Raw genomic sequence first — 23,202 nt, 5'->3', positions numbered from 1 at the left:
GTGTCGGAAAACAAAGATCCTCACGTAACGAAGTTCGTTTACGACTTCACCGAGGGAAACAAAGACCTCAAGGACCTCCTGGGTGGCAAGGGCGCCAACCTCGCCGAGATGACCAACCTGGGACTTCCCGTGCCCCCCGGCTTCACCATCACCACCGAAGCCTGCAAGGTCTACCTCGACAGCGGCGAGGAGCCGGCGGCACTGCGTGACGAGGTGAGTGCGCACCTCGACGCCCTCGAGCAGAAGATGGGCAAGCAACTCGGCCAGGCCGACGACCCGCTGCTCGTCTCGGTCCGCTCCGGCGCGAAGTTCTCGATGCCCGGCATGATGGACACCGTCCTCAACATCGGTCTCTCCGACAAGTCCGTGCAGGGCCTCGCCAAGCAGGCCGGCGACGACCGCTTCGCGTGGGACTCCTACCGCCGCCTCATCCAGATGTTCGGCAAGACCGTCCTCGGCGTCGACGGCGACCTCTTCGAGGAGGCGCTGGAGAAGGCGAAGGAGGCCAAGCAGGTCACGGTCGACACCGACCTGGAGGCCGCCGACCTCAAGAAGCTGGTCACCGCCTTCAAGAAGATCGTCAAGAAGGAGGCCGGCCGGGACTTCCCGCAGGACCCGCGCGAGCAGATGGACCTCGCCATCAAGGCGGTCTTCGACTCGTGGAACGGCGACCGCGCGAAGCTGTACCGCCGCCAGGAGCGCATCCCGCACGACCTCGGCACCGCCGTCAACGTCTGCTCGATGGTCTTCGGCAACCTCGGCCCCGACTCCGGCACCGGCGTCGCCTTCACCCGCGACCCCGCCTCCGGCCACCAGGGCGTCTACGGCGACTACCTCCAGAACGCCCAGGGCGAGGACGTCGTCGCGGGCATCCGCAACACCGTGCCGCTCGCCGAGCTGGAGACGATCGACAAGAAGTCGTACGACCAGCTGATGCAGATCATGGAGACGCTGGAGAACCACTACAAGGACCTCTGCGACATCGAGTTCACGATCGAGCGCGGTCAGCTGTGGATGCTCCAGACCCGCGTCGGCAAGCGCACCGCGGGCGCCGCGTTCCGCATCGCCACGCAGCTCGTCGACCAGGGCCTGATCGACGAGGCCGAGGCGCTCCAGCGCGTCAACGGCGCCCAGCTCGCCCAGCTGATGTTCCCCCGCTTCGACGAGACCGCGAAGGTCGAGCAGGTCGGCCGCGGCATCGCGGCGTCGCCGGGCGCGGCGGTCGGCAAGGCGGTGTTCGACTCGTACACGGCCGTGAAGTGGTCCAGGTCCGGCGAGAAGGTCATCCTGGTCCGCCGCGAGACCAACCCCGACGACCTCGACGGCATGATCGCGGCCGAGGGCATCCTCACCTCCCGCGGCGGCAAGACCTCCCACGCGGCCGTCGTCGCGCGCGGCATGGGCAAGACCTGTGTCTGCGGCGCCGAGGAGCTGGAGGTCGACACCAAGCGCCGGCGGATGACGGTGCCGGGCGGCCATGTGGTGGAGGAGGGCGACGTCATCTCCATCGACGGCTCCTCGGGCAAGGTCTACCTCGGTGAGGTCCCGGTCGTCCCGTCCCCGGTCGTGGAGTACTTCGAGGGCCGGATGCACGCCGGCGCCGACGACGCCGACGAGCTCGTCCAGGCCGTGCACCGGATCATGGCGTTCGCCGACCGCAAGCGCAGCCTGCGGGTGCGCGCCAACGCCGACAACGCCGAGGACGCGCTGCGCGCCCGCCGCTTCGGCGCGCAGGGCATCGGCCTGTGCCGCACCGAGCACATGTTCCTCGGCGACCGCCGCGAGCTGGTCGAGCGCCTGATCCTCGCCGACACGCAGGAGGACCGCGAGGCCGCCCTCGCGGAGCTGCTGCCGCTGCAGAAGAAGGACTTCGTCGAGCTGTTCTCGGCGATGGACGGGCTCCCGGTGACGATCCGTCTCCTGGACCCGCCGCTCCACGAGTTCCTGCCGGACATCACCGAGCTGTCGGTCCGCGTGGCCCTGGCGGAGTCCCGGCAGGAGCCCCACGAGAACGAACTGCGCCTGCTCCAGGCCGTGCACCGCCTGCACGAGCAGAACCCGATGCTGGGCCTGCGCGGCGTACGCCTCGGCCTGGTCATCCCCGGTCTGTTCACCATGCAGGTCCGGGCGATCGCCGAGGCGGCCGCCGAGCGCAAGAACGCCAAGGGCGACCCGCGCGCCGAGATCATGATCCCGCTCGTCGGCACGGTCCAGGAGCTGGAGATCGTCCGCGACGAGGCCGACACGGTCATCGCCGAGGTCGAGGCGGCGACCGGCACGAAGCTGAAGCTGTCGATCGGCACGATGATCGAGCTGCCGCGCGCCGCGCTGACCGCCGGTCAGATCGCCGAGGCGGCGGAGTTCTTCTCCTTCGGCACGAACGACCTCACCCAGACGGTGTGGGGCTTCAGCCGCGACGACGTGGAGGCCTCCTTCTTCACGGCGTACCTGGAGAAGGGCATCTTCGGCGTCAGCCCGTTCGAGACGATCGACAAGGACGGCGTCGGCTCCCTGGTCGCCGCCGCCGCGAAGGCCGGCCGCGCCACCCGCCCCGACCTGAAGCTCGGCGTCTGCGGCGAGCACGGCGGCGACCCGGAGTCGGTCCACTTCTTCCACGAGGTGGGTCTGGACTACGTCTCCTGCTCCCCGTTCCGCATCCCGGTGGCCCGCCTGGAGGCCGGTCGCGCGGCGACCCAGTCGGAGGGCAGCGACCACCGCTGACCCACCCCCGATCCCGGAGCCGCCGTCCGTCCCCGACCCTCAGTACCGATGGGCGGCGGCTCCGGAGCACCAAGAAGGGCGGCACCCTGTGCGGGGGTGCCGCCCTTTTGTGTATCGGCTGCGGGGGCGGTCGAGCCGCGTTGCCGGCCACTGTAGAGCGGCCTTGGAGGGCCCAGGGGCGGCCCGCTCTCTGCCCGTCGGCTTGACCCCACGACCTACGCGCCGACGGGCAAGTCCCGTGCTCGCTGGCGCGCTTGGGCCCGCAGCTCCTTTAGACGGCTGTGGAACGCGTTGTGACGGTTCTGGTCTAGGTTCAGCGGTAGGTCGAGTCGAGAGATGAGCTTCGACTCCAGGGCCCACGGCTCATCCTGCTCGATCCAGCACACTCGGGCGTTGTCCGCCATCCATTGAGTCAAGGTGGCCTCGCCGGCCTTCCCGAAGGTCATCCGCTTGCCACTTCCCACGCGGCGCAACTCGAGCCCGAGCAGGCACCCGAGGGTGAGCCGAAGCGTTGAGCCGGCCGCATTGCCTCGGTAGTGGTACCGCACCCGTTGGGAAGCGACGGCGCTTGCGGGGGTGGATAGCGTCTGAGCTGCGCGTATGCGCTCCGGCGTGACCCCCCGGGGGAGGGGGATCGTACTGCCGTTGACCGTGGCTTTCCGGTCTGATGGGCACGCCTGGGCACGGGCCGTGCCCGCGTGTCCGCGCCTTCTGGCAACAACCGCCGATTGTCGGATCGGTGTGGAATGATCCGACGCCATGTTGTCCTTACCCGCACCGGCGTGGTGGTCAAGGGCCGGTCGCCGTCTGCTCGTTGTCCCGCTCGCCTTGCTCGTGGCGGCCGGCGCCACCAGTGCCGGTGCCGGTGCCGTCACGGCACGGGCACCGGCATCCAAGGCCGCGACGCCCGATCGGCTTCGCTACGACGTGTCCCTGCGCGGCGACGCCGACGGCTCCCACTGGACGGGCCGGCAGCGCGTGTCGTTCCGCAATGCCTCCGACCAGCCCCTGCGTGAGGTGTACGTACGCCTGTGGGGCAACGGCGACGACAAGTGCGGCACGCCGGACAAGCCGTCCCCCGTCAGCGTGTCCGAGGTGCTCGGTGGCACTGCGGGTCACCTCACCGTGGACTGCACCGCGCTGCGCATCGCCCTGCTGAAGCCGCTCGCACGCGGCCAGCGGACGGCCGTCTCCTTCGACGTGTCCATCACTGTGCCCCGGCACAACGCCCGCTTCGGCCGCGAGGGCGCGTTCCGCTTCCTGGGCAACGCGCTGCCGGTGCTCGCCGTGCACGACGCGAAGGGATGGCACCTCGATCCGTATGTGTCGACGGGCGAGAGCTTCTACACCCTGGCGAGCGACTTCCGCGTGCGTATCGACCACCCGTCGGCCCTCAAGATCCCCGCAACCGGCCGTACTTGGACCCGCCGTGGCGAGCCCGGGCGCACGGTCACGCACAGCGTCGCGCTCCGGGTACGGGACTTCGCATGGGCGGCGGGCCCGTTCCGCACTGCGAGGGACACCTCGCCCGGTGGCGTGCGCGTGAAGTCGTACTGGGCGCCGAACACGCCCGCGGCGGGAGTGCGGCTCAACCGGAAGGACGGCCTCGCCGCCGTCGACCGGTTCGGCAAGGAGTTCGGCCGTTATCCGTACGGCGAGATCGACTTCGTGATGACCAAGGAGTTCGGCGGCGGTATGGAGTACCCCGGCCTGGTCATCCTCGGCACCAGTGAAGAGGGCAGCGCCGTCGTCCACGAGGTGGCCCACCAGTGGTGGTACGGCATCGTGGGCAACGACCAATACGGCGCGCCCTGGCTGGACGAGAGCTTCGCCCAATACGCCAACGCACGCTTTTACGGCTGGGACACCCGCACGTGCTGGTCGGACGTGGAGTGGCCGAACGAGGGCACCGCGCTCACCAACTCGATGGCCTACTGGGCCAAGCACCGTGGCGAGTACCACCTCGTCTACTCGGCCGGATCCTGCGCCCTGGCGAGCCTGGAACGCACCGTCGGCGCCGACGCGATGGCACGACCCCTCAAGCGGTACGCGCACGACCACTGGTACGGCGTCTCCACCACCGCCGACTTCAAGAAGGCCGCACAGTCCGTAACGGACAACGACCTGGGCCCCTTCTGGAAGAAGCACCGCATCAGGTGAAGCCGCTTGGTGCAGTCACCGAGACCGCCCTTTCAGCGGCGTCCGTGATGAGCGTGTAGCGAAACAATCGACAGGCGCTGACAACCGGTCGCGGCAACGGCGCGGCTGACGAAACGGTCGCTACCCGGCGTCGGCCGAGCCCGCCGGTGTGGACAGCAGGACGTCGTACTCCCTGGGGAGTTGGGCGGTCGCGTCGCGGAACTCCTGGTCGCCGACCGCTTCCCTCAGGGTGGCCAGGACCGCGCGGATCCCGGCCTCCGCGAGCTCGCGGGGCACTTCCGCGCGGTCCGCCACACGCCGGACGAACGAGGACACCCCGTAGCCCTTCGCGATCTCCTCGTCCGTGCGCAGCCAACTCTTCAGCGGCTCCGGCAGCGGCTCCGCGAGGTCCTGGGCCTCTCCCCCGCTGATCCGGTCGGCGAGTACCTCAAAGGTGGCGCGTGTGAGGGCCTCCGCAACGTCGAGGGAGACGCCCGCCCGCTCGGCTGCCTTCGCCAGGAATGTGTCGTACTCCATGCGACCCTGCCCCAGTCGTCGTCAGGCCGTCCGCCGGCGTGGTCACCAACAGATCCAGTCAAACCCATACCTGTCGCCTCGGCCACTGGGGCAGGGCGTGCACCGATCCCGCCGCGTCGCGGACGGGTCATGAGTTTCCGCAGGTCAGCACATACGCCCCGGGGCATACCTGCCGGTTGCCGCCGCATGTCCGGCGAGATCCACGGGGGTCGCGGTACGGCCGAGGGAACCCCGTGCACGGGCCCAGCAGCTGGGACGTGACCGGTCAGCCGGTGAGTGCCTGGGGGGCGAAGTCCGCAGCCCGGTCCGGGGCTCGGATCGCCCGGTCAAGCTCAGCGGCCGTGACACGCGGACTGCGTCGGCCGAAGCGCGCCACTTCAGCACGTACCAGACGACGCGATGCTCGTCCGGCTGGACTGACGGACCGAGGCAGCCGTGTCCTGAGGGCGTGAGGTGCGGCTGACCTCCCGGGTGGGGAAGTCAGCCGTACACCCTGTACGGGGGCGCCGCCCCTCGTCGTGCGGACGGGGTCTCGCCGCGAGCGGGTCTACGCGCGGAACGGGCCCCTCACCTCGTACGTGATCCCGCCCGAGGAGCTGCCGCTGGTGCCCCGCTGGCTGGAGAAGTACAGGCGGGTGCCGTCCGGGGAGAAGGCGGGGCCGGTGATTTCCGACGCGGACTGGCCGTCGACGCGCAGGAACGGGGCGACCACGTCGTCAGGGGTGATCACGCAGATCTCCATGGTGCCGCCGTCCTCGGCGACGAACAGGTCTCCGGAGGCGGAGCCGGTGATGTTGTCGACGCCCGTGAGCGGGGCCGTGCCGCTGACCAGGGAGTCGTCGTAGGCCAGCTCGTACGTGTTGCTGAGGAGGTTGAGCTGCCAGACGCGGTTGTCGCCCTTGGTGGTGAACCAGACCGTGTCGTCCGCGTAGTGGCAGCCCTCGCCGCCGTCGAAGGACTTGGAGCCGGAGACCTGGGAGCGGGTCGCGGTGGGGGAGCCGTCCGGGTCCGGGACGTTCGCCCAGGTGAAGGAGCCGGACGTGCCGGTGCCCGCGACCATCACCTGGAGAGTGCCGGAGGACAGGTCGCCCCATGCCGTCGGGACGAAACGGTAGAAGCGGCCGTTCGTCTCGTCCTCGGTCAGGTAGATCACCTTGCGCACCGGGTCGGCGGCGGCCGCCTCGTGCTTGAAGCGGCCCATCGCGTCTCGCCGCACCGCCGCCTTCGTCCCCCAGGGGTCGGTCTCGTACACGTACCCCGACGACACCTCCTCGCAGGACAGCCAGGTGTTCCACGGCGTCTTCCCGCCCGCGCAGTTCTGCCGGGTGGAGGAGAGGATGCGGTACGCCGCCGTGATCGAGCCCGTCGCCGAGAAGCGCACCGCGCTCGCGCCGCCGGAGGGGTTGATCTCCGAGTTGGAGACGTAGATCCAGCCGCTGCCGTCGACGTAACACGCTCCGCCGTCGGGGGCGTTGTGCCAGGTGTACGACGTTCCCGGGACCGTCTGGCCGGAGCGGGCGACGACCCGGCTGGTGAAGCCGGCAGGGAGTCTGATGCCGTTGGTGTCGGGCGCGCTCAGCGGGCCGTAGGGTCCGGGGCCGGGCTGGGCCGGGGCCGCGTGGGCGGCGCCGCGCCACAGGGATCCGCCGAAGGCGGCGGTCGAACCGCCGAGTACGGCCGCACGCAGAAGGCTACGACGTTCCACTCTCACTCCAAGAGATGCCGTACCGCCCCGCCGCCGGTCGACGACGGGGGCCGTGCGAGGGAGCGGCACCGACCGTAGGGGGCGGGGATGGACGGGTGGTGGCCGTCGCGTGGCTGCCGGGCGGCGTGCCGGGGGCTTCGGCTCCGACGCCGAGTGGTTCTGCCGGACCTCGCGGCGTCGTCCGCGGAGGGCCTCGCCCACGCGGAGAGCTACCGTCCGGTCACGTCACGTTAGGGTCACGGGTGTTTCATTTCCCCCCGCCCCCTCCGCGGCTCCTGGCTAGGTTCGTCACCTCTTGAACCACCTCTCGGATGCGTTCGAACCACGCGCACCGCCCGGGTCACTCATGTCACGCGGGTCACCGCCGACCGAGCCGACCGAGCCGTCCGAGTCACCAGGGAAGGACCCGCCGTGAACCCGCTCCGCACCCCCGGCGCCCTCGTCGCCGCGCTGGCACTGGCCGCGCTGCCCGCCACCGCCGTCGCCCATGACGGGAGCCACCCGTTCGCGAACTGCGCCGAGGCGTACGCGAGCGGGTACTCCGACATCCCCCGGGGCGACCGGCACTACGGGGCCCACCTGGACCGGGACGGCGACGGCCTGGGCTGCGACAGCCCGCCCGCCGGCTTCGTCCCGGCCGACGACAAGGGGGAGTCCGGCGACACGAGGCCGGACGGCACGAAGTCCGAGGACAAGACGTCCGACGACCAGGAGACCGGGGTCGGTGCCGCCGCGGACGACGGCGGACGGGACGGCACCGACCTCGCCGAGACCGGCGGCTCCGACAGCACCCCGTACATCGCGGCGGGCGGCCTGGTCGCCGTCCTCGCCGGGGGCACGGTGATGCTGGCGGTGCAGCGGCGGCGCGGGAACCGCTGACGCGCGGCGGGCCGGCCCGGCCGCTCGTACGCTGGGAGCGGCGCCGCGCGGAAGGAGCCCCGCATGCCCGGCTGGAGCACCCGTGACATCCCCGCCCTCGACGGCCGGACCGCCGTCGTCACCGGGGGCAACGGCGGCATCGGCCTCGCCACGGCACGCGAGCTGGCGGCCCACGGGGCGCACGTGGTGCTCGCCTGCCGCAGCGAGGCGCGGGGCGCGGCGGCGCGCGACCGGCTGGCGGGGGAGGTCCCCGGAGCGCGGGTCGAGGTGCGGCGCCTGGACCTGGCCGACCTCGCCTCGGTGCGCGCGTTCGCCGGCGCGTTCCCGTACGACCGCCTCGACCTGCTGGTGAACAACGCCGGGGTGATGGCCCTGCCGTACGGGACGACGGCCGACGGGTTCGAGACGCAGTTCGGCGTCAACCACCTGGGGCACTTCGCGCTCACCGGCCTGTTGCTGCCCGCCCTGCTGGCGGCGCCCGGCGCCCGCGTCGTGACCGTCTCCAGCCCGGCGCACCTGATGGGCAACGTCGACATCCGCGACCTCAACAGCGAGCGCCGGTACCGGCGGTGGGCCGCCTACGCCCGGTCCAAGTCGGCCAACCTGCTCTTCGTCCATGAGCTGGCGCGCAGGCTGGCGGCGCGCGGCGCGCAGGTGGTGGCCGCCGCGGCCCACCCCGGGTACGCGGACACCGGGCTGCAGGCGGCCGGGCCGCGCATGGCGGGCAACCGGACCGGTGAACGGCTCGCGCACCTCGGCAACCGCCTGTTCGCCCAGCCCGCTCCGGCGGGCGCGTTGCCGGTTCTGTACGCGGCCACCGCCCCCGGCGTGCGCCCCGACTCCTTCACGGGCCCGGCACTCCTCAACTGGCGCGGCGCCCCCGCCCCCGCGTGGCGGGCACCCTGGACGACGGACGACCGCGCGAGCGCCCTGCTGTGGGAGCACTCGGCACGTCTGACCGGGGTCGACCACGAGGCCCTGCGATCCTGACGACGCTCCGTCAGGCCGCCCGGACCTCGTACGTCGCCACCCGCACCGCCTCGTCGTCCAGGCACCGGCCCGTCTCCAGGTCGAACCGCTGCTTCAGCAGGGGGGACGCGACGAAGGGGCGGCCCCGGTGGGTGCCGGTCAGGCCGCGGGAGAGGACCGCCGCGCCGCCGAACGGGTCACGGTTGTCGATGGCGTACAGGCGGCCGCCGCGGTCCCGGAACAGGGCCACCTGGCCGCCGTCCGACAGCAGGGCCGCCACGCCCCGGCCCGGCTGCAGCCGGGCCAGGTCGCAGACCGGCAGCCAGTGGCCGCCCACCCGGACGTGGACCTTCACCTCGGTGATCTCGGGAGCCAGGGTCATCGCTGGGCGCTTCCTTCCAGGACGTCTTCGGCGCGGGGACGCATGCCGATGGACAGCAGGGGCAGGTCGGGCTTGATCTGGCCGCGCTCCGGGACGAAGCCGACGACCGGGTCGGGGGTGTCGGGCGCGTTCACGAAGGAGACGAACCGGGCGAGCCTCTCGGGGTCCTCGATGGTCTCGGCCCACTCGTCGCGGTAGTGCGAGACATGCGCCGCCATCAGGGACTCCAGCTCCTCGCAGATGCCGAGGGAGTCCTCCACGACGACCTCCCGGACGTGGTCCAGGCCGCCCGGGACGCGCTCCAGCCATACGCTGGTGCGCTCCAGGCGGTCCGCGGTGCGGATGTAGAACATCAGGAACCGGTCGATCAGCCGGATCAGCTCGGCGTCCGACAGGTCCTGCGCCAGCAGGTCCGCGTGGCGCGGGGTGGCGCCGCCGTTGCCGCCGACGTACAGGTTCCAGCCGTTGGCGGTGGCGATCACGCCGAAGTCCTTCGACCGGGCCTCCGCGCACTCGCGCTGGCAGCCCGAGACCGCCGACTTCAGCTTGTGGGGGGAGCGCAGCCCCCGGTAGCGCAGCTCCAGGTCGATGGCCATGCGGACCGAGTCCTGGACGCCGTAGCGGCACCAGGTCTGGCCGACGCAGGACTTCACCGTGCGCAGCGACTTGCCGTAGGCGTGGCCGGACTCGAAGCCGGCGTCGACCAGCCGGGCCCAGATCAGCGGCAGCTGCTCGACGCGTGCGCCGAACATGTCGATCCGCTGACCACCGGTGATCTTCGTGTAGAGGCCGAAGTCCCGGGCGATCTCGCCGATCACGATCAGGCCCTCGGGGGTGACCTCGCCGCCGGGGATGCGGGGGACGACCGAATAGGAGCCGTTGTTCTGGAGATTGGCGAGGAAGTGGTCGTTGCTGTCCTGCAGGGCCGCCTGCTCGCCGTCCAGGACGTAGCCGCTCGCGCCGATCGTCGGGGCGAGGGACGCGATGATCGACGCGACCGCCGGCTTGCAGATCTCGCAGCCGTCGCCGCCGCGGGCGCCGTCCCGGCCGTAGCGGTCGAGCAGGTCCTGGTAGGTGGTGACGCGCAGGGCGAGGACGATCTCGTACAGCTCCTCGCGGGTCTGTCCGAAGCAGCCGCACAGGCCCTTGTCGACCGCGACGCCGGACGCCTCCAGTTCGGCGGTGACCAGCTGGCCGAGGACCTTCACACAACTGCCGCAGCCGGTACCGGCCTTGGTGCACTTCTTCACCTCGGGCACGGTGGTGCAGCTGTGCTCGGTGACCGCGCCGCGGATCGTGCCCTTGGTGACGTTGTGGCAGGAGCAGACGACCGCGTCGTCGGGCAGCGCGGCGGGACCGAGCTGCGCGGGCGCCCCGGCTCCGGCCGGCAGCACCAGCGACTCGGGGGAGACCGGCGGGACGGACCCGGTGAACGCCCGCAGCGTGCCGTACGCCTCCGCGTCCCCGACCAGGATGCCGCCGAGCAGGGTGCCGTCCCGGCCGACGACCAGCTTCTTGTACAGGCCCGCGCGGGAGTCGGAGTACACGACGTCCAGGCAGTCCTCGGTGGTGCCGTGCGCGTCCCCGAAGGAGGCCACGTCCACGCCGAGCAGCTTCAGCTTGGTCGACAGGTCGGCGCCGGTGAAGGACGCCTCGTCCCCGGCGATCGTCGCGGCGGCCGTCCCGGCCTGCTCGTAGCCGGGGGCGACCAGGCCGTACACCCGGCCGTCCACGGCCAGGGCGCACTCGCCGATCGCGAACACCCGCGGGTCGGACACCGTGCGGCACCGCTCGTCGACCGCGATGCCGCCGCGCTCGCCGACCGTGAGGCCGCAGTCGCGGGCCAGCTGGTCGCGGGGGCGGACACCGGCGCTGAACACCACCATGTCGGTGGAGAGTTCGGAGCCGTCGGACAGCCTCATGCCGGTGACGGCACCCGACCCGTCGACCAGGATCTCCTGGGTGCCGACCCCCGTGTGCACGCTCAGACCCATGTCCTCGACGGTGCGCAGCAGCGCGGCGCCGCCGCCCTCGTCGACCTGCACCGGCATCAGGCGCGGCGCGAACTCCACGATGTGCGCCTCCACCCCGAGGCCCTTGAGCGCGCCCGCGGCCTCCAGGCCCAGCAGACCGCCGCCGACCACGGCACCGGTCGTGGCCCGGGACTTCGCGTACTCCTCGATCGCGAGCAGGTCCTCGATCGTGCGGTAGACGAAGCAGCCGTCGGCGTCCCTGTTCGGCACCGGGGGCACGAACGGGTACGAGCCGGTGGCGAGGACGAGCGTGTCGTAGGCGAAGACCTCACCGGAGCGGGCGGTGACCTTGCGGGCCTCCCGGTCGACGTGGACCGCCGGGTCACCGACGTACAGCTCGATGCCGTGCGTCTCGATGAACTCCGCGTCCGTCAGCGACAGGTCCTCGGCGGTGCGGCCCGAGAAGTACGAGGTGAGCGCCACGCGGTCGTACGCCGGACGCGGTTCCTCGCACAGCACGACCACGCGGTGCGTGGCGGTCAGGCCGCGCTCGGCGAGCGCTTCGAGGAAGCGCTGGCCGACCATGCCGTGGCCGACGAGCACGATCGTGGGGGTCGCCCCGGGGGTGGCCGTCATCAGGAGCCTCCATCGTTGGTGAGCAGGTGCAGCAGGGGGGCGTCACCGGGGAGCGGCTCCGCGCCCTCCCAGGCGCGGGCGAGCGCGCCGACGGTGCCGAGTTCGCCGACGAGGACCCCGCCGACCAGGCGGTCGTCGCGGACGACGACCTTGCGATAGGTGCCCCGGGTCGCGTCGGCGAGCTGGACGACGTCGTCACCGGGCCGGGCCTGCGTCTCGCCGAACGCGGCGAGGTCGAGGAAGCCCTCGCCGGCCAGCGTCAGTCGGGTCAGCGCGCGGGTGCCGGTGTAGCGGGCGGTGCCCCCGCCGGTCAGCGAGGCGGCGAGCACGTCGGCCTGCTCCAGCGCGGGCGCGGCGAGCCCGTACACGGTCCCGGCGTGCTGCGCGCAGTCGCCGACGGCCCGGATGCGCGGGTCCGAGGTGCGCAGCTCGTCGTCGACGACGACGCCTTGGGCGACGTCCAGGCCCGCCGCCGTGGCGAGTCCCACCCGGGGGTGCGCACCGCAGGCCAGCACGACGAGGTCGGCGTCGAGCGCGTAGCCGTCGGCCATCTCCACCGAGCGGACCGCCCCGCCGACACAGCGCACGTCCCGGACGCGCAGCGCGGTGTGGACCTCGACGCCGAGGCCGGTCAGGTGCCGCCGGACCAGCGCGGAGGCGGCCGGGTCGAGCTGGCGTTCCATCAGCCGCTCGGACTGCTGGGCGAGCACGACCTGGGCGCCGCGCAGCGCCAGCGCGCGGGCGGCGGAGACCCCGAGGAGCCCGCCGCCGATCACGACGGCCCGCACGCCGGGCCGGACCGCCTCGGACAGGCCGAGGCAGTCGTCCAGGGTGCGGAAGGCGTGGACGCCCTCCGGCAGCACGTCGTCGGGGGTGAACAGGCCGCGCAGCGGCGGGAGCACCGGGTTGGAGCCGGTGGCCAGGACGAGGGTGCCGTATCCGATCGCCTGCCCGTCCGCGAGGTGCACGGTGCGCGCCGCGCGGTCGACGCCGGTGACCCGGCCGCGGACCAGTCCGGGGGGCTCCGGCAGCGCGATCACGTCCGGGCTGTAGCGGCCGGCCAGCACCTCGGCGAGCAGGACCCGGTTGTACGGGCGGTGCTCCTCGTCGCCGACGAGCGTCACGTCCGTGCCGAGCTCGCCGAGCCGCCGGGCGAGCCGTACGCCCGCGAGGCCGGCGCCGATCACCACCACACGCGTATCCGAGGTCATGCCGACGAGCCTGCGGGCCCGGTGTTTCCCGGCAGCATCCCCGCTGTTTCCCGTGCGGAACGCTGCCCTCAGCGGCGGCGGGGCACGGATGTGAGGCGTCGACGGGCCAGGCCGGGGGCGTGGTGAGGGGGCCGGGTGAGGGGAGCGGAAGCTCAGAAGACCCTCATGTGCGTGGACTGTGCAGACATCGGCTGTCTAGGGTCTCGATCATGCCCGACATATCGCTGACCATGGTCGCCGTCCTGTGCCTCGCGGCCCTCGCGGCAGGATGGATCGACGCCGTGGTCGGCGGCGGGGGCCTCCTGCTGCTGCCCGCCCTGCTGCTCGGCCTGCCCGCGGGCACCCCGGCCGCGTACGCGCTCGGCACCAACAAGGCGGTGGCGATCGTCGGCACGACAGGCGCCGCCGTGACCTACGTCCGCAAGGCCCCCGTCGACGTACGGCTCGCCGTGCGCATCGGCCTCGCGGCCCTCGCCGGCTCCAGCGGCGGGGCCTTCTTCGCGGCCGGCATGAGCACCGAGGTCCTCAAGCCCGTGATCATGGTGGTGCTGCTCGCGGTGGGCGCCTTCGTCATCCTGCGCCCCGCCTTCGGCACGGCCCCGGCGCCGGGCCCGGCCTCGCGCCGCCGCGTCCTCGCCGCGATCGGCCTCGCGGGCCTCGGCATCGGCTTCTACGACGGTCTCATCGGCCCCGGCACCGGCACGTTCCTGGTGCTCGCGCTCACCGCCGTGCTGCACCTGGACCTGGTCACGGCCTCCGCCACCGCCAAGATCGTCAACTGCTGCACCAACGCCGGGGCGCTGGCCACCTTCGCCTGGCAGGGCACGGTCTGGTGGCAACTCGCGGCCGTGATGGCCCTGTTCAACCTGGCGGGCGGCACGCTCGGGGCCCGCACCGCCCTGAAGAAGGGCAGCGGCTTCGTCCGGATCGTGCTGCTGACGGTGGTGTTCGCGCTGGTGGCGAAGCTGGCGTACGAGCAGTGGCTCGCCTGACCCGCCGGACCGCTCTCAGCGGCTGCCGGTGAGATGGGCGAAGACGACCACGTTGCCCCGGTAGCCGGTCGCCCGCGAGTAGCCGCCACCACAGGTGATCACCCGCAGCTCGGGTCGGGCCGCCGGGCCGTACACCTTCTCGTCCGGGAAGTTCCTGGCGTCGTACACCTCCACGGCGTCCACGGTGAACACGGCCGTCCCGCCGTCCCGCCGGTCCACCTCGATGGTGCCGCCCCGGCGCAGGGCGCCGAGCCGGTAGAACACGGCGGGCCCGTCGGCGTTGTCGACATGGCCGGCGACGATCGCGGTGCCCTTCTCACCGGGCGTGGTCCCCGACTCGTACCAGCCGGCGAGATCCGGGCGTTCGGCGGGCGGGACGTCGAGGCTGCCCGAGGACGTGAGCGCCAGGCCGGTCAGCGGCGCGTCGACGCGGATCGCGGGGATACGGATGCGGTCGGGCGGGGAGGGGGGCAGGGCCCGCGCGGCGGTCCCGGCGGCCCGCGCCAGGGTGCCCGGTCCGTCCGTGCGCGCGGCCTGCGCCGCCGACGGCTGCGGCGGCGGGTGCGCGGAGCCGTCGGCCAGCAGCAGCACGGCACAGCCGAGGGCCAGCACACTGAACGCGGCTATCGCGGCGTCGCCCATCCTGCGGTCACTGCTCACCTGTGCCTCCTGGGCCGTGCCTCGTCCGCCCTCATCCCCCTCCGGGCCGCGAGGGGCGTCGGACCCGGAGGGGGAGAGGACGTGCGGTACCGGCGGACGGACAGCGGAGGGTGTCCGTCAGATCCCGTCGCCTCTCGCCCGGCGATGCAGGAGCCAGGTACCGCCCGCGGCGGCGACGGCGAGAGCCGTCACACCGGCCGCGGTCCGCACGGGGTCAGGGCCGAACGCGCCGCCGACCCCCGTCTTCACACTTCCCCGTGGATGCGTCTGCCCGCGCGGCGCGGTCAGCGTGACCTCCAGATCGCCGGTGAGCCGCCTGCCGCCCTCCGTGCACGTCGCGACGATCTCGTACGTGCCCGGCTGCGCGCTCGGCGGCACCCGGAACCGCCCGGCCGCCTGCTCGTCGTGGGTGCTGGGCGCCAGCGTGAACGACCCGGCGCCCACCGCGCTGGCGTCACCGGCGGCGGCGCCCCGCGGGCAGAACTCCGTGTGCACGGTGACCTCCCCGCCCGGCTCGACCGAGGACGGGAACACCTCGAGGCCGCCGCTGTCCCCGCCGTGGGCGGGGGTGACGACGAGCCCCACGACGCCGGCGGCCAGCGCGGCCCCGGTCAGCAGACGGGCGGTACGTCGCATCGATGCTCCTCCGAGCGGGAACACGGCCCGCGGCATCCCCATGTGCCGCCGTCTCGGCCGAGCCCCTGCCCTTCCGAGGAAAGTCGCAGCGGCGCGCGAGCGCTTGTCGAGACCGGGCCGGGAGCGGGGTGAACGGGTGCCGCACGGACGGCCCGCGAGACCGGCGCGGATGCCGTTTCAGCAGGTCACCGGCGATTCGCCCGGATCACCCGAGGTGAATCCGTTGTCCGGGGGGACACGCGTGTGAACGGGTGACGCCCGCGCCCGCGCGGTCGTCGCCCGGGTCGGCGTCACCGGTCCGCCAGCACCTCGGCCACCGTCCGCCGGGCCACGGCCGCCAGGACCGGGTTGGTGCCGTTGCCGCAGACGTCGCCGTAGTAGTGCTCGGCCGTGAGCCCGAACCGCAGGGCCCAGCCCCGGCCCCGCTCCCAGGTGGCGTCGTCCGCGCCGGCCGCCGCGCGGAAGACCTCGCGGGTCCCGGCGCCGAGGACGGTCCAGGCCGGCATGAGGTCGGCGGCCGGGTCGCCGGTCCCGAAGCAGCCGAAGTCGATGACGGCGGTGAGACGGCCGGCGGAGGTCAGCAGGTTGCCCGGCAGGAGGTCGCCGTGCAGCCAGGCGGGGGCGCCGCCCCAGTCGGGCACCCGGAGCACGTCCTCCCAGACCTCGGTGGCCGCCCGCGCGTCCAGGGCGCCCGCCGCCCCCAGGTCACGGAGGGCGGCCCGCACGTCCGCGTCACCGAGGGAGACCGGGCCACCGCGGTACGACGGCGGGCCGCCGGAGGCGTCCGCGGACCGCAGCGCCACGACGAAACGCCCCAGTTCCCGGGCGGCCGCGGCGAGGTCGGCGGGCGGGGCGTCGAAGGCGTCCGTGCCGTCCAGCCACGCGTACACCGCCCACGGCAGCCCGTATCCGGCACCCGGCCGGCCCAGGGCGAGCGGCGCCGGGACCGTCAGCGGGAGGTGCGGGGCCAGCCGGGGCAGCCAGTGGTGCTCCGTGCCGACCTGCCGCGCCCCGCCGGGCAGCCGCGGCAGCCGTACGACGAGGTCGGGGCCGAGCCGGAACATCGCGTTGTCGGTCCCGGCGGACGCCACGCGCCGCACGCCGAGCCCGGCCCAGCGCGGGAACTGCTCGGCCACCAGCCGCTCCACCAGCGCCTCGTCGATGTCCAGTTCGTCGGCGTGCATCCGGACCGGGGGCGACTCGGGGCTGGACGGCATGCGGCTCCTCGGGACGGGCGGACGTCGACAGCCGCCAAGGTACGGGCGCGCGCAGCCGCGCGGCCAGCCGATTTCGCACCGGCCGGCCGCGCTCACCGCCCGTGCCGTCAGGCCACGTTCACGGCCTTCCAGGCGGCGCCCACCGCCGCGTACTCCGCGCCGCCGGCCCCGTACAGGTCCTTCGCCGCGTTCAGCGTGGCCGTGCGGGCGCCCACGTAGGTCGTGGAGGACGTCATGTAGACCGTCAGCGCCCGGTACCAGATCCTGCCGAGCTTGGCCCGGCCGATCCCGGTGACCGTCGAGCCGTCGCAGGTGGGGGAGTCGTACCGGACGCCGTTGAGCGTCTTCGCGCCGCTGCCCTCGGCCAGCAGGTACGCGAAGTGGTTGCCGACGCCGGACGAGTAGTGCACGTCGAGCTGTCCGGTGGACGAGCTCCAGCAGTCCGCCGACTTCCCGTCCCGCGACGGCTTGTCCATGTACCGCAGGGCGTCCCGGCCGAGCCCGGGCCGCACGATCCGCTCGCCGATCAGGTAGTCGCCCGGCTCGGCGGCGTTGTCCGCGTGGAACTCCACCAGCGTGCCGAAGATGTCGGAGGTCGCCTCGTTCAGCCCGCCCGACTCGCCCGAGTACGTCAGCGCCGCCGTCTTGGACGTGACGCCGTGCGACATCTCGTGCCCGGCGACGTCCAGCGACACCAGCGGGCCGAGCTGGGTGCCGTCACCGTCGCCGTAGGTCATGCAGAAGCAACTGTCGTCCCAGAACGCGTTGTTGTAGCCGTTGCCGTAGTGCACCCGGTTGAACGAGCCCTTGCCGTCGCCGGCGATGCCGTTGCGGCCGTGCACGTCCCGGTAGTAGTCCCAGGTGACGTCCGTGCCGTACTGCGCGTCCACCGCGGCCGTCGAACGGTCGGCCGTGGTGCCGTCGCCCCAGTGGTCGTCCGCGTCGGTGAACACCGTGGCGGGGGCGCGGTCCAGACAGATCGTCAGGATGCACAGGTCCGTCTTGTTCGCGGCGTCCCCCGTGTACGTGTTGCCGCGCGTCGGGTCCTTGAGCTGGTACGACGGCTGCGAGCCCGAGGTGTGCAGCGGGACCGTGCCCGAGTACAGCGACCTCCCGTCGCCGGTCGCGGTCTCGATGGCGTCCCACGTGTCGATCCGGGCGCCGGTGCGGGCGTCGGTGAGCACCGTGCGGGCGACCGGGTTGCCGAGGGAGTCCTGGGCGACGGCGTCGGTCCGCCAGGCCAGCCTCGGCGTGCCGTGCAGGGCGTCGACGACCAGCTCCGGCCGGGCGGTGAGCCGCCGCAGCGTCTGTCCGGCGTTGGCGGCGCGCAGGACGCCCGCCGCGAGGTCGGCCGCCTTCGGCGCGGCGATGCGGGGGGTGACGCCGGTCAGGGAGAGGGCGCTCCGGGTGGCGCGGGAGGCGCCCCGGTAGGTGCCGTCCTTCGCGAGGTGGACGACGAAGTCGCCGCCAAGGACGGGCAGTCCGCGGTAGCTGCGGTCGTAGCGGACGTGCTGGGTGCCGTCGGCGTCGACGATCACATCCCGCACGGAGGTGTCCTGGCGGGGCGTCAGGCCCAGGGCGCCCGGGTGGTCGGTGAGGACCGCCGCCGCGTTGCGCAGCGCGGTGGCCCTGGTGGGCGTCTCGTCGGCGCCGGCGGTGGGGGACAGGACGGTGGCCATCAGGGCGGCGACGGCGACGGCGACCCCCGCCGTGGCCGGACGGGAACCCTTGAAGTACGGCCGTATTCGGCTCATCGCTCTCCTCGATCTCGGCGGTGACCAAGATTCAAGAGGGCGTGCACATGCCATGGCCAGGGTGACGCCGTGGAGATGTGTGAGGGGAGAGAATCGTTTCCGTGACCCTCTCTCCCCGACTGCCGTTCTTCGTCTACGGAACCCTGCGCCCCGGCGAGCCCCACCACGACACCCTGCTGCGCGGCCGCACCCTCGCCGAGGAGCCGGGACGCCTGAGCGGCGCGCTGCTGTACGACGGTCCGGGCTACCCGTACGCCGTGGAGGAGCGGGGCGCCGGCACCGTCGCGGGCGACCTCGTCACCGTCCGGCCCGAGCACTACCCGGAACTGCTCACCGCGCTCGACCGGCTGGAGGAGTACGCCCCGGGCGACCCGCGCAACCTCTACGAGCGGGTCGCCCGCGAAGTGCTGCGCACCGGCGACGGCACAGCCGTCCGGGCCTGGGTGTACGTCGCCGCACCCGCCGTCGCCGCCCGCCTGCGCAGCCACGGCACACCGCTGGCGAGCGGCGACTGGAAGGCACGAGGCGGGTGATCTGCTAGCGCACCACCGTCTCCAGCCGCACCGCGCACGTCTTGAACTCCGGCATCCGGGACGTCGGGTCGAGCGCCGGATTGGTCAAGGTGTTGGCGCGGCCCTCGCCCGGCCAGTGGAAGGGCATGAAGACCGTGTCGGAGCGGATGCCGGACGTGACCCGGGCGGGGGCCACCGCCCGGCCCCGGCGCGAGACCACGGCCACCGGGTCGCCCTCGGCCACCCCGAGCCGCGCCGCCAGCCGCGGATGCAGCTCCACGAACGGCCCCGGAGCCGCGCTGTTCAGCTCCTCGACCCGGCGGGTCTGCGCGCCCGACTGGTACTGGGCCACGACCCGGCCCGTCGTCAGCAGCACCGGGTACTCCGCGTCGGGTTCCTCTGCCGCCGCCCGGTGCGCCACCGGCACGAACCGGGCCCGCCCGTCGGGCGTGGCGAACCGGTCCAGGAAAAGCCGGGGCGTGCCCGGGTGCGGGACGGCCCCCGCCTCGTCGCCCGCGGCGTCGTCCTCGCGGGCCGGGTCGTCGGCCCGCTCGGTGACGCCGTCGCCGTCCGGCGGCGCGGGACACGGCCAGAACACGCCGTTCTCCTCCGCCAGCCGCGCGTAGGTGATCCCCGAGTAGTCCGCGGGTCCACCGGCGCTCGCGCGCCGCAGCTCCTCGAAGACCTCCTCCGCGTCGACGGGGAAGCCCTTCTCCAGCCCCTCGTCCGCGCCGAGCCGCGCCGCCAGCTCGTGCAGGACCTCCAGGTCGCTGCGCACCCCCGGCGGCGGGTCGATCGCCCGGCGGCGCAGCAGGACCCGGCCCTCCAGGTTCGTCGTCGTCCCCGTCTCCTCCGCCCACTGCGTCACCGGCAGCACCACGTCCGCGAGTTCGGCCGTCTCCGACAGCACGACGTCACACACGGCGAGGAAGTCCAGCGACCTGATCCGCTCCTCGACATGGGCGGCGCGCGGGGCCGACACCACCGGGTTGGAGCCCATGAGCAGCAGGGACCTGATGTCCCCGCCCAGCGCGTCCAGCAGCTCGTACGCGCTGCGGCCGGGGCCCGGCAGCCGGTCCGGGTCGACGCCCCACACACCGGCGACGTGTCGCCGGGCGGCCGGGTCGTCCAGCTTGCGGTAGCCGGGCAACTGGTCGGCCTTCTGGCCGTGTTCGCGTCCGCCCTGCCCGTTGCCCTGCCCGGTCAGACAGCCGTAGCCGGACAGCGGCCGGCCCGCGCGGCCCGTCGCCAGGCACAGGTTGATCCAGGCGCCCACCGTGTCGGTGCCCTTGGACTGCTGCTCGGGCCCGCGCGCGGTCAGCACCATGGCGTGCTCCGGCGCGCAGAACATCCGCACCGCCTCACGCAGTTCCGGAACGGACACCCCCGTGATCCGCTCCACGTACTCCGGCCAGTGCGCCATCGCCGCGGCCCGCGCGTCCTCCCAGCCGGCCGTGCGCTCGCGCACGTACTCCTCGTCGACGCGGCCCTCGGCGACGACCAGGTGCAGCAGCCCGAGGGCCAGCGCGAGGTCCGTGCCGGGGCGCGGCGCGAGATGCAGGTCGGCCTGCTCGGCGGTCCGCGTGCGGCGCGGGTCGACGACGATCAGGGTGCCGCCGTTGTCCCGCAGCTCCTGGAAGAACCGCAGCGACGGCGGCATGGTCTCCGCGAGGTTGGAGCCGACGAGGATCACACAGCCGGTGCGCGCGACGTCCTCCAGCGGGAACGGCAGCCCCCGGTCCAGGCCGAACGCCCTGATCCCGGCCGCGGCCGCCGACGACATGCAGAAGCGGCCGTTGTAGTCGATCTGCGAGGTGCCGAGCACGATCCGCGCGAACTTGCCGAGGCCGTACGCCTTCTCGTTGGTCAGCCCGCCGCCGCCGAAGACGGCGCACGCGTCCGGGCCGTGCTCGGCCCGGGTGCGCGCCAGCCCCTCGGCGATCCGGTCGAGCGCCTCCGGCCAGCTCGCCGGCACGAGCGCGCCGTCCGACCGCACCAGCGGCGTGGCCAGCCGGACCCCGGAGGCCAGCACCGCGGGCGCCGTACGGCCCTTGCCGCACAGCGCGCCCCGGTTGACCGGGAAGTCCGGGCGCTCGACCACCGCGACGCCCCCGTCCCGCGTGGGCGTGAGGTTCATACCGCACTGCAGGGCGCAGTACGGGCAGTGCGTGGGCGTCGCGATGTTCGGCATGCCGTTCAGCGTGCGTCGGGCGTGTTACGGGTGCGCGGGCTCCCCGGTTACACGGGCGGCACGGCGACCTCCCCGCGCGCCCGTGGTCACCGTGAGGCCCGGCCCTGACGCCCGGTGGCCAGCGCGTCGGCGACCCCGGTCTCGCGCCGGCCGAGGAAGCGCGGGTCCGGTTCGACGACGGCGTCCAGCGCCGCCTTGCCGGCCGCGAACAGCTCCCGCACCCCGCCGTAGAACCAGGTGACGTCGTGCCGGGCGGCCACCCCGACGCCGTGGCTCGCGACCCCGGCCTCCTCGCAGAGCGCCACCACCCGCCGGATGTGGAAGTCCTGGCTGATCAGCACCGCCTCGTCGACACCGAAGATCTGCTTGGCCCGGACGCAGGAGTCCCAGGTGTCGAAGCCCGCGTAGTCGCTGACGATCCGCGCGTCGGGCACCCCGTGCCGGACCAGGTACGCGCGCATCGCGTCGGGCTCGTCGTAGTCCTCGCGGCTGTTGTCCCCGGTGACGAGGACGACCTCGATCCGTCCCGCCCGGTACAGACGGGCCGCCGTGTCCAGCCGGTGCGCGAGGTACGGCGACGGCTCGCCGTCCCACAGCCCGGCCCCGAAGACGACGGCGACGTCGGTGCGCGGCACGTCGGCCGCGGTGCGCAGCCGGCCGTCGGAGGCCAGCCGCGTCCAGGTGGCCGGCAGCAGCGCCAGCACGCTCGCGGCCATCACGGCCTGCGCGAGCCTCCGCCGCCCGGCGCGGGTGCGCGGCAGACGCGGCCTCCGCGGACGCATACCCGGCCCCCTCCCAGTACGGCTCCCCGTGAGCCCCCGGTTCCCAGGACGTCCGCACGGCGGGCGCGGTTCACCCGCCCCCACGTGACGGTCTTCACCCCGCTTCGGCGGAACCGCAGGTCAGGCCGCCTCACAGCAGCCCGGGACCGGACCGTGAACCGGGCGTAAGAACCCGTCATTCCCGTGAAACGGGACAGCAACCTCACCCCGCCACCATCGGTCCATGACGGCGTCGAACCCCTCGCACGACGAGTCCCCTACGGCCCACCTCGACAGTACGGCGCACCTCATGAACCGGATCAGCAGCCAGCTCGCCCGCCAGCTCAGCCTGGTCGGCCCCGACGGCCGGCGCCGCCCCGAGCCTCCCCCCGTGCCCGAACGGCCCGGGCGGCACCCCCGTGCGCTCGTGGTCGTCGCCCACGGCAGCCGCGATCCGCGCGCCCTGCGGACGGTGACCGCGCTGCTCGACGAGGTCCGCGCCCTGCGCCCCGGACTGCCGGTCCACCTCGGGCACATCGAACTGAACGAGCCCCTGCTCACCGACACCCTCGCCGCCCTCGGCGACCGTGAGGCGATCCTCGTCCCCCTGCTCCTCGGGCGCGGCTACCACATCAAGCGGGACATCCCCGGGACGGCCGCCGCCTCCCGGGTCCGCGCCCGGGTGGCCGGCGCGCTCGGCCCGCACCCGCTCCTCGCGGAGGCGCTGCACGCCCGCCTGACGGAGGCCGGCTGGCGCACCCCCGAGGACGACGCCACCCGCCGCAGGACCGCCGTCGTCCTGGCGGCGGCCGGCTCCCGCGACCCCGACTCCAAGGTGGACACCGCCCGCACGGCCCGCCTCCTCGCGGCCCGCCTGGGCGTCCCCGTCGTCCCGGCCTACGCCACGACGGCGTCCCCGTCCGTCCCCGACGCGCTCACGGCACTGGCCGCGCGGGGCCGCACCAGGGTGGCGGTGGCGTCGTACTTCACCGCCCCCGGCCGCTTCGCGACCCAGTGCGCCGAGCAGGCCCCATGGATCGCCTCGGCCCCCCTCGGCACCCACCCCGCGACGGCCCGCCTCCTCCTCCACCGCTACGACCGCGCGGCCGCCCCGGCGTCGGCCCCCGCCCTGGCCTCGGCCTGACCGTCCGGCGCACGGCCACGAGCCACCGCACCCACCCGCCGCTCCACCGCCACGACCGGACGCCGGCCCCGGCCCGAACCCCCCGGGACCGCGCCGCGCCCACCCGGCCACGGGCCACCCGCACCGCACCCGCCCGCCGCTCCACCGCCACGACCGGACGCCGGCCCCGGCCCGAACCCCCCG

Annotated in this window: 19 protein-coding genes; 7 read left to right on the top strand and 12 right to left on the bottom strand. The window is 73.5% G+C overall.

Annotated elements, in window-relative coordinates; genetic code table 11:
• Positions 1–2,721 carry a pyruvate, phosphate dikinase gene (ppdK, locus tag ABZ899_RS12260; RefSeq protein WP_361344590.1) on the top strand — a complete coding sequence of 907 codons (2,721 nt, stop codon included), beginning with the start codon at positions 1–3 and terminating at the stop codon, positions 2,719–2,721.
• 215 nt (positions 2,722–2,936) lie between these two features.
• On the opposite strand, the gene ABZ899_RS12255 is transcribed toward ppdK, so the two are convergent.
• The gene (locus ABZ899_RS12255; RefSeq protein WP_361344588.1) at positions 2,937–3,482 is read right to left on the bottom strand and encodes a GIY-YIG nuclease family protein; all 546 of its coding nucleotides are present in this window, start codon (positions 3,480–3,482) and stop codon (positions 2,937–2,939) included.
• On the opposite strand from ABZ899_RS12255, the gene ABZ899_RS12250 reads away from it, so the two are divergent.
• Positions 3,481–4,881, top strand: coding sequence for a M1 family metallopeptidase (locus ABZ899_RS12250; protein WP_361344586.1), 1,401 nt, complete (start codon positions 3,481–3,483; stop codon positions 4,879–4,881). The genes ABZ899_RS12255 and ABZ899_RS12250 overlap by 2 nt on opposite strands.
• A 120-nt stretch (positions 4,882–5,001) precedes the next feature.
• Here ABZ899_RS12250 and ABZ899_RS12245 read toward each other — a convergent pair whose 3' ends face one another.
• Together ABZ899_RS12245 and ABZ899_RS12240 are read right to left on the bottom strand one after the other, a co-directional pair.
• Positions 5,002–5,397 (bottom strand): DUF2267 domain-containing protein, encoded by a 396-nt coding sequence (locus ABZ899_RS12245; protein ID WP_361344584.1) that lies wholly within the window; start codon positions 5,395–5,397, stop codon positions 5,002–5,004.
• A gap of 547 nt (positions 5,398–5,944) precedes the next feature.
• Positions 5,945–7,102 (bottom strand): alkaline phosphatase PhoX, encoded by a 1,158-nt coding sequence (locus tag ABZ899_RS12240; RefSeq protein WP_361344582.1) that lies wholly within the window; start codon positions 7,100–7,102, stop codon positions 5,945–5,947.
• A 411-nt stretch (positions 7,103–7,513) separates the two neighbouring features.
• Here ABZ899_RS12240 and ABZ899_RS12235 point away from each other — a divergent pair, with 411 nt between their 5' ends.
• Together ABZ899_RS12235 and ABZ899_RS12230 are read left to right on the top strand one after the other, a co-directional pair.
• Positions 7,514–7,981 (top strand): excalibur calcium-binding domain-containing protein, encoded by a 468-nt coding sequence (locus ABZ899_RS12235; protein WP_361344580.1) that lies wholly within the window; start codon positions 7,514–7,516, stop codon positions 7,979–7,981.
• A 63-nt stretch (positions 7,982–8,044) separates the two neighbouring features.
• Positions 8,045–8,971 carry an oxidoreductase gene (locus tag ABZ899_RS12230; protein WP_361344578.1) on the top strand — a complete coding sequence of 309 codons (927 nt, stop codon included), beginning with the start codon at positions 8,045–8,047 and terminating at the stop codon, positions 8,969–8,971.
• A gap of 10 nt (positions 8,972–8,981) precedes the next feature.
• On the opposite strand, the gene nirD is transcribed toward ABZ899_RS12230, so the two are convergent.
• The 3 genes from nirD to ABZ899_RS12215 are packed head-to-tail and all read right to left on the bottom strand — an operon-like array spanning position 8,982 to position 13,152.
• Positions 8,982–9,332 carry a nitrite reductase small subunit NirD gene (nirD, locus tag ABZ899_RS12225; RefSeq protein WP_361344576.1) on the bottom strand — a complete coding sequence of 117 codons (351 nt, stop codon included), beginning with the start codon at positions 9,330–9,332 and terminating at the stop codon, positions 8,982–8,984.
• Complete coding sequence (gene nirB / locus ABZ899_RS12220; RefSeq protein WP_361344574.1) at positions 9,329–11,941, bottom strand: nitrite reductase large subunit NirB; 2,613 nt, start codon at positions 11,939–11,941, stop codon at positions 9,329–9,331. The genes nirD and nirB overlap by 4 nt, the downstream gene beginning before the upstream one ends.
• Complete coding sequence (locus ABZ899_RS12215) at positions 11,941–13,152, bottom strand: FAD-dependent oxidoreductase (RefSeq protein ID WP_361344572.1); 1,212 nt, start codon at positions 13,150–13,152, stop codon at positions 11,941–11,943. Before ABZ899_RS12215 ends, nirB begins: the two co-directional genes overlap by 1 nt.
• A gap of 209 nt (positions 13,153–13,361) precedes the next feature.
• On the opposite strand from ABZ899_RS12215, the gene ABZ899_RS12210 reads away from it, so the two are divergent.
• Positions 13,362–14,144 (top strand): TSUP family transporter, encoded by a 783-nt coding sequence (locus ABZ899_RS12210; RefSeq protein ID WP_361344570.1) that lies wholly within the window; start codon positions 13,362–13,364, stop codon positions 14,142–14,144.
• Between the two features lie 15 nt (positions 14,145–14,159).
• On the opposite strand, the gene ABZ899_RS12205 is transcribed toward ABZ899_RS12210, so the two are convergent.
• From ABZ899_RS12205 to ABZ899_RS12190, 4 genes are all read right to left on the bottom strand, one after another.
• Positions 14,160–14,786 (bottom strand): class F sortase, encoded by a 627-nt coding sequence (locus ABZ899_RS12205; protein WP_361344635.1) that lies wholly within the window; start codon positions 14,784–14,786, stop codon positions 14,160–14,162.
• Positions 14,787–14,921: 135 nt separating this feature from the next.
• Positions 14,922–15,440 (bottom strand): hypothetical protein, encoded by a 519-nt coding sequence (locus ABZ899_RS12200; RefSeq protein WP_361344568.1) that lies wholly within the window; start codon positions 15,438–15,440, stop codon positions 14,922–14,924.
• 290 nt (positions 15,441–15,730) lie between these two features.
• Positions 15,731–16,657, bottom strand: coding sequence for an aminoglycoside phosphotransferase family protein (locus ABZ899_RS12195; protein WP_361344566.1), 927 nt, complete (start codon positions 16,655–16,657; stop codon positions 15,731–15,733).
• 107 nt (positions 16,658–16,764) lie between these two features.
• Positions 16,765–18,411, bottom strand: a complete 1,647-nt coding sequence (locus tag ABZ899_RS12190; protein ID WP_361344564.1) for a M4 family metallopeptidase — start codon at positions 18,409–18,411, stop codon at positions 16,765–16,767.
• Between the two features lie 101 nt (positions 18,412–18,512).
• Here ABZ899_RS12190 and ABZ899_RS12185 point away from each other — a divergent pair, with 101 nt between their 5' ends.
• Entirely contained in the window at positions 18,513–18,944 is a 432-nt protein-coding gene (locus ABZ899_RS12185) for a gamma-glutamylcyclotransferase family protein (RefSeq protein ID WP_361344562.1), read from the top strand.
• Positions 18,945–18,948: 4 nt separating this feature from the next.
• Here ABZ899_RS12185 and ABZ899_RS12180 read toward each other — a convergent pair whose 3' ends face one another.
• Together ABZ899_RS12180 and ABZ899_RS12175 are read right to left on the bottom strand one after the other, a co-directional pair.
• Positions 18,949–21,114: a molybdopterin oxidoreductase family protein gene (locus tag ABZ899_RS12180; RefSeq protein ID WP_361344560.1), complete on the bottom strand. Its 2,166-nt coding sequence runs from the start codon at positions 21,112–21,114 to the stop codon at positions 18,949–18,951.
• An 86-nt stretch (positions 21,115–21,200) separates the two neighbouring features.
• A complete protein-coding gene (locus tag ABZ899_RS12175) occupies positions 21,201–21,896 on the bottom strand; it encodes an ElyC/SanA/YdcF family protein (RefSeq protein WP_361344558.1) in 696 nt (231 codons plus the stop codon).
• A 223-nt stretch (positions 21,897–22,119) separates the two neighbouring features.
• Here ABZ899_RS12175 and ABZ899_RS12170 point away from each other — a divergent pair, with 223 nt between their 5' ends.
• Positions 22,120–23,019, top strand: coding sequence for a sirohydrochlorin chelatase (locus ABZ899_RS12170; RefSeq protein WP_361344555.1), 900 nt, complete (start codon positions 22,120–22,122; stop codon positions 23,017–23,019).
• Positions 23,020–23,202: the final 183 nt, after the last annotated feature.

The organism is Streptomyces sp. NPDC046859 (assembly GCF_040645135.1).
Taxonomy (GTDB): domain Bacteria; phylum Actinomycetota; class Actinomycetes; order Streptomycetales; family Streptomycetaceae; genus Streptomyces.
This window is presented reverse-complemented; position numbering and strand designations above follow the sequence as displayed.

Bases quoted from the DNA above. Each gene is read 5' to 3' on its own strand.
- ABZ899_RS12250 (WP_361344586.1), top strand. From the start codon at position 3,481: ATGTTGTCCTTACCCGCACCGGCGTGGTGGTCAAGGGCCGGTCGCCGT.
- ABZ899_RS12255 (WP_361344588.1), bottom strand. From the start codon at position 3,482: ATGGCGTCGGATCATTCCACACCGATCCGACAATCGGCGGTTGTTGCC.
- ABZ899_RS12245 (WP_361344584.1), bottom strand. From the start codon at position 5,397: ATGGAGTACGACACATTCCTGGCGAAGGCAGCCGAGCGGGCGGGCGTC.
- ABZ899_RS12230 (WP_361344578.1), top strand. From the start codon at position 8,045: ATGCCCGGCTGGAGCACCCGTGACATCCCCGCCCTCGACGGCCGGACC.
- nirD (WP_361344576.1), bottom strand. From the start codon at position 9,332: ATGACCCTGGCTCCCGAGATCACCGAGGTGAAGGTCCACGTCCGGGTG.
- nirB (WP_361344574.1), bottom strand. From the start codon at position 11,941: ATGACGGCCACCCCCGGGGCGACCCCCACGATCGTGCTCGTCGGCCAC.
- ABZ899_RS12215 (WP_361344572.1), bottom strand. From the start codon at position 13,152: ATGACCTCGGATACGCGTGTGGTGGTGATCGGCGCCGGCCTCGCGGGC.
- ABZ899_RS12210 (WP_361344570.1), top strand. From the start codon at position 13,362: ATGCCCGACATATCGCTGACCATGGTCGCCGTCCTGTGCCTCGCGGCC.
- ABZ899_RS12205 (WP_361344635.1), bottom strand. From the start codon at position 14,786: ATGGGCGACGCCGCGATAGCCGCGTTCAGTGTGCTGGCCCTCGGCTGT.
- ABZ899_RS12200 (WP_361344568.1), bottom strand. From the start codon at position 15,440: ATGCGACGTACCGCCCGTCTGCTGACCGGGGCCGCGCTGGCCGCCGGC.
- ABZ899_RS12195 (WP_361344566.1), bottom strand. From the start codon at position 16,657: ATGCCGTCCAGCCCCGAGTCGCCCCCGGTCCGGATGCACGCCGACGAA.
- ABZ899_RS12190 (WP_361344564.1), bottom strand. From the start codon at position 18,411: ATGAGCCGAATACGGCCGTACTTCAAGGGTTCCCGTCCGGCCACGGCG.
- ABZ899_RS12180 (WP_361344560.1), bottom strand. From the start codon at position 21,114: ATGCCGAACATCGCGACGCCCACGCACTGCCCGTACTGCGCCCTGCAG.
- ABZ899_RS12175 (WP_361344558.1), bottom strand. From the start codon at position 21,896: ATGCGTCCGCGGAGGCCGCGTCTGCCGCGCACCCGCGCCGGGCGGCGG.
- ABZ899_RS12170 (WP_361344555.1), top strand. From the start codon at position 22,120: ATGACGGCGTCGAACCCCTCGCACGACGAGTCCCCTACGGCCCACCTC.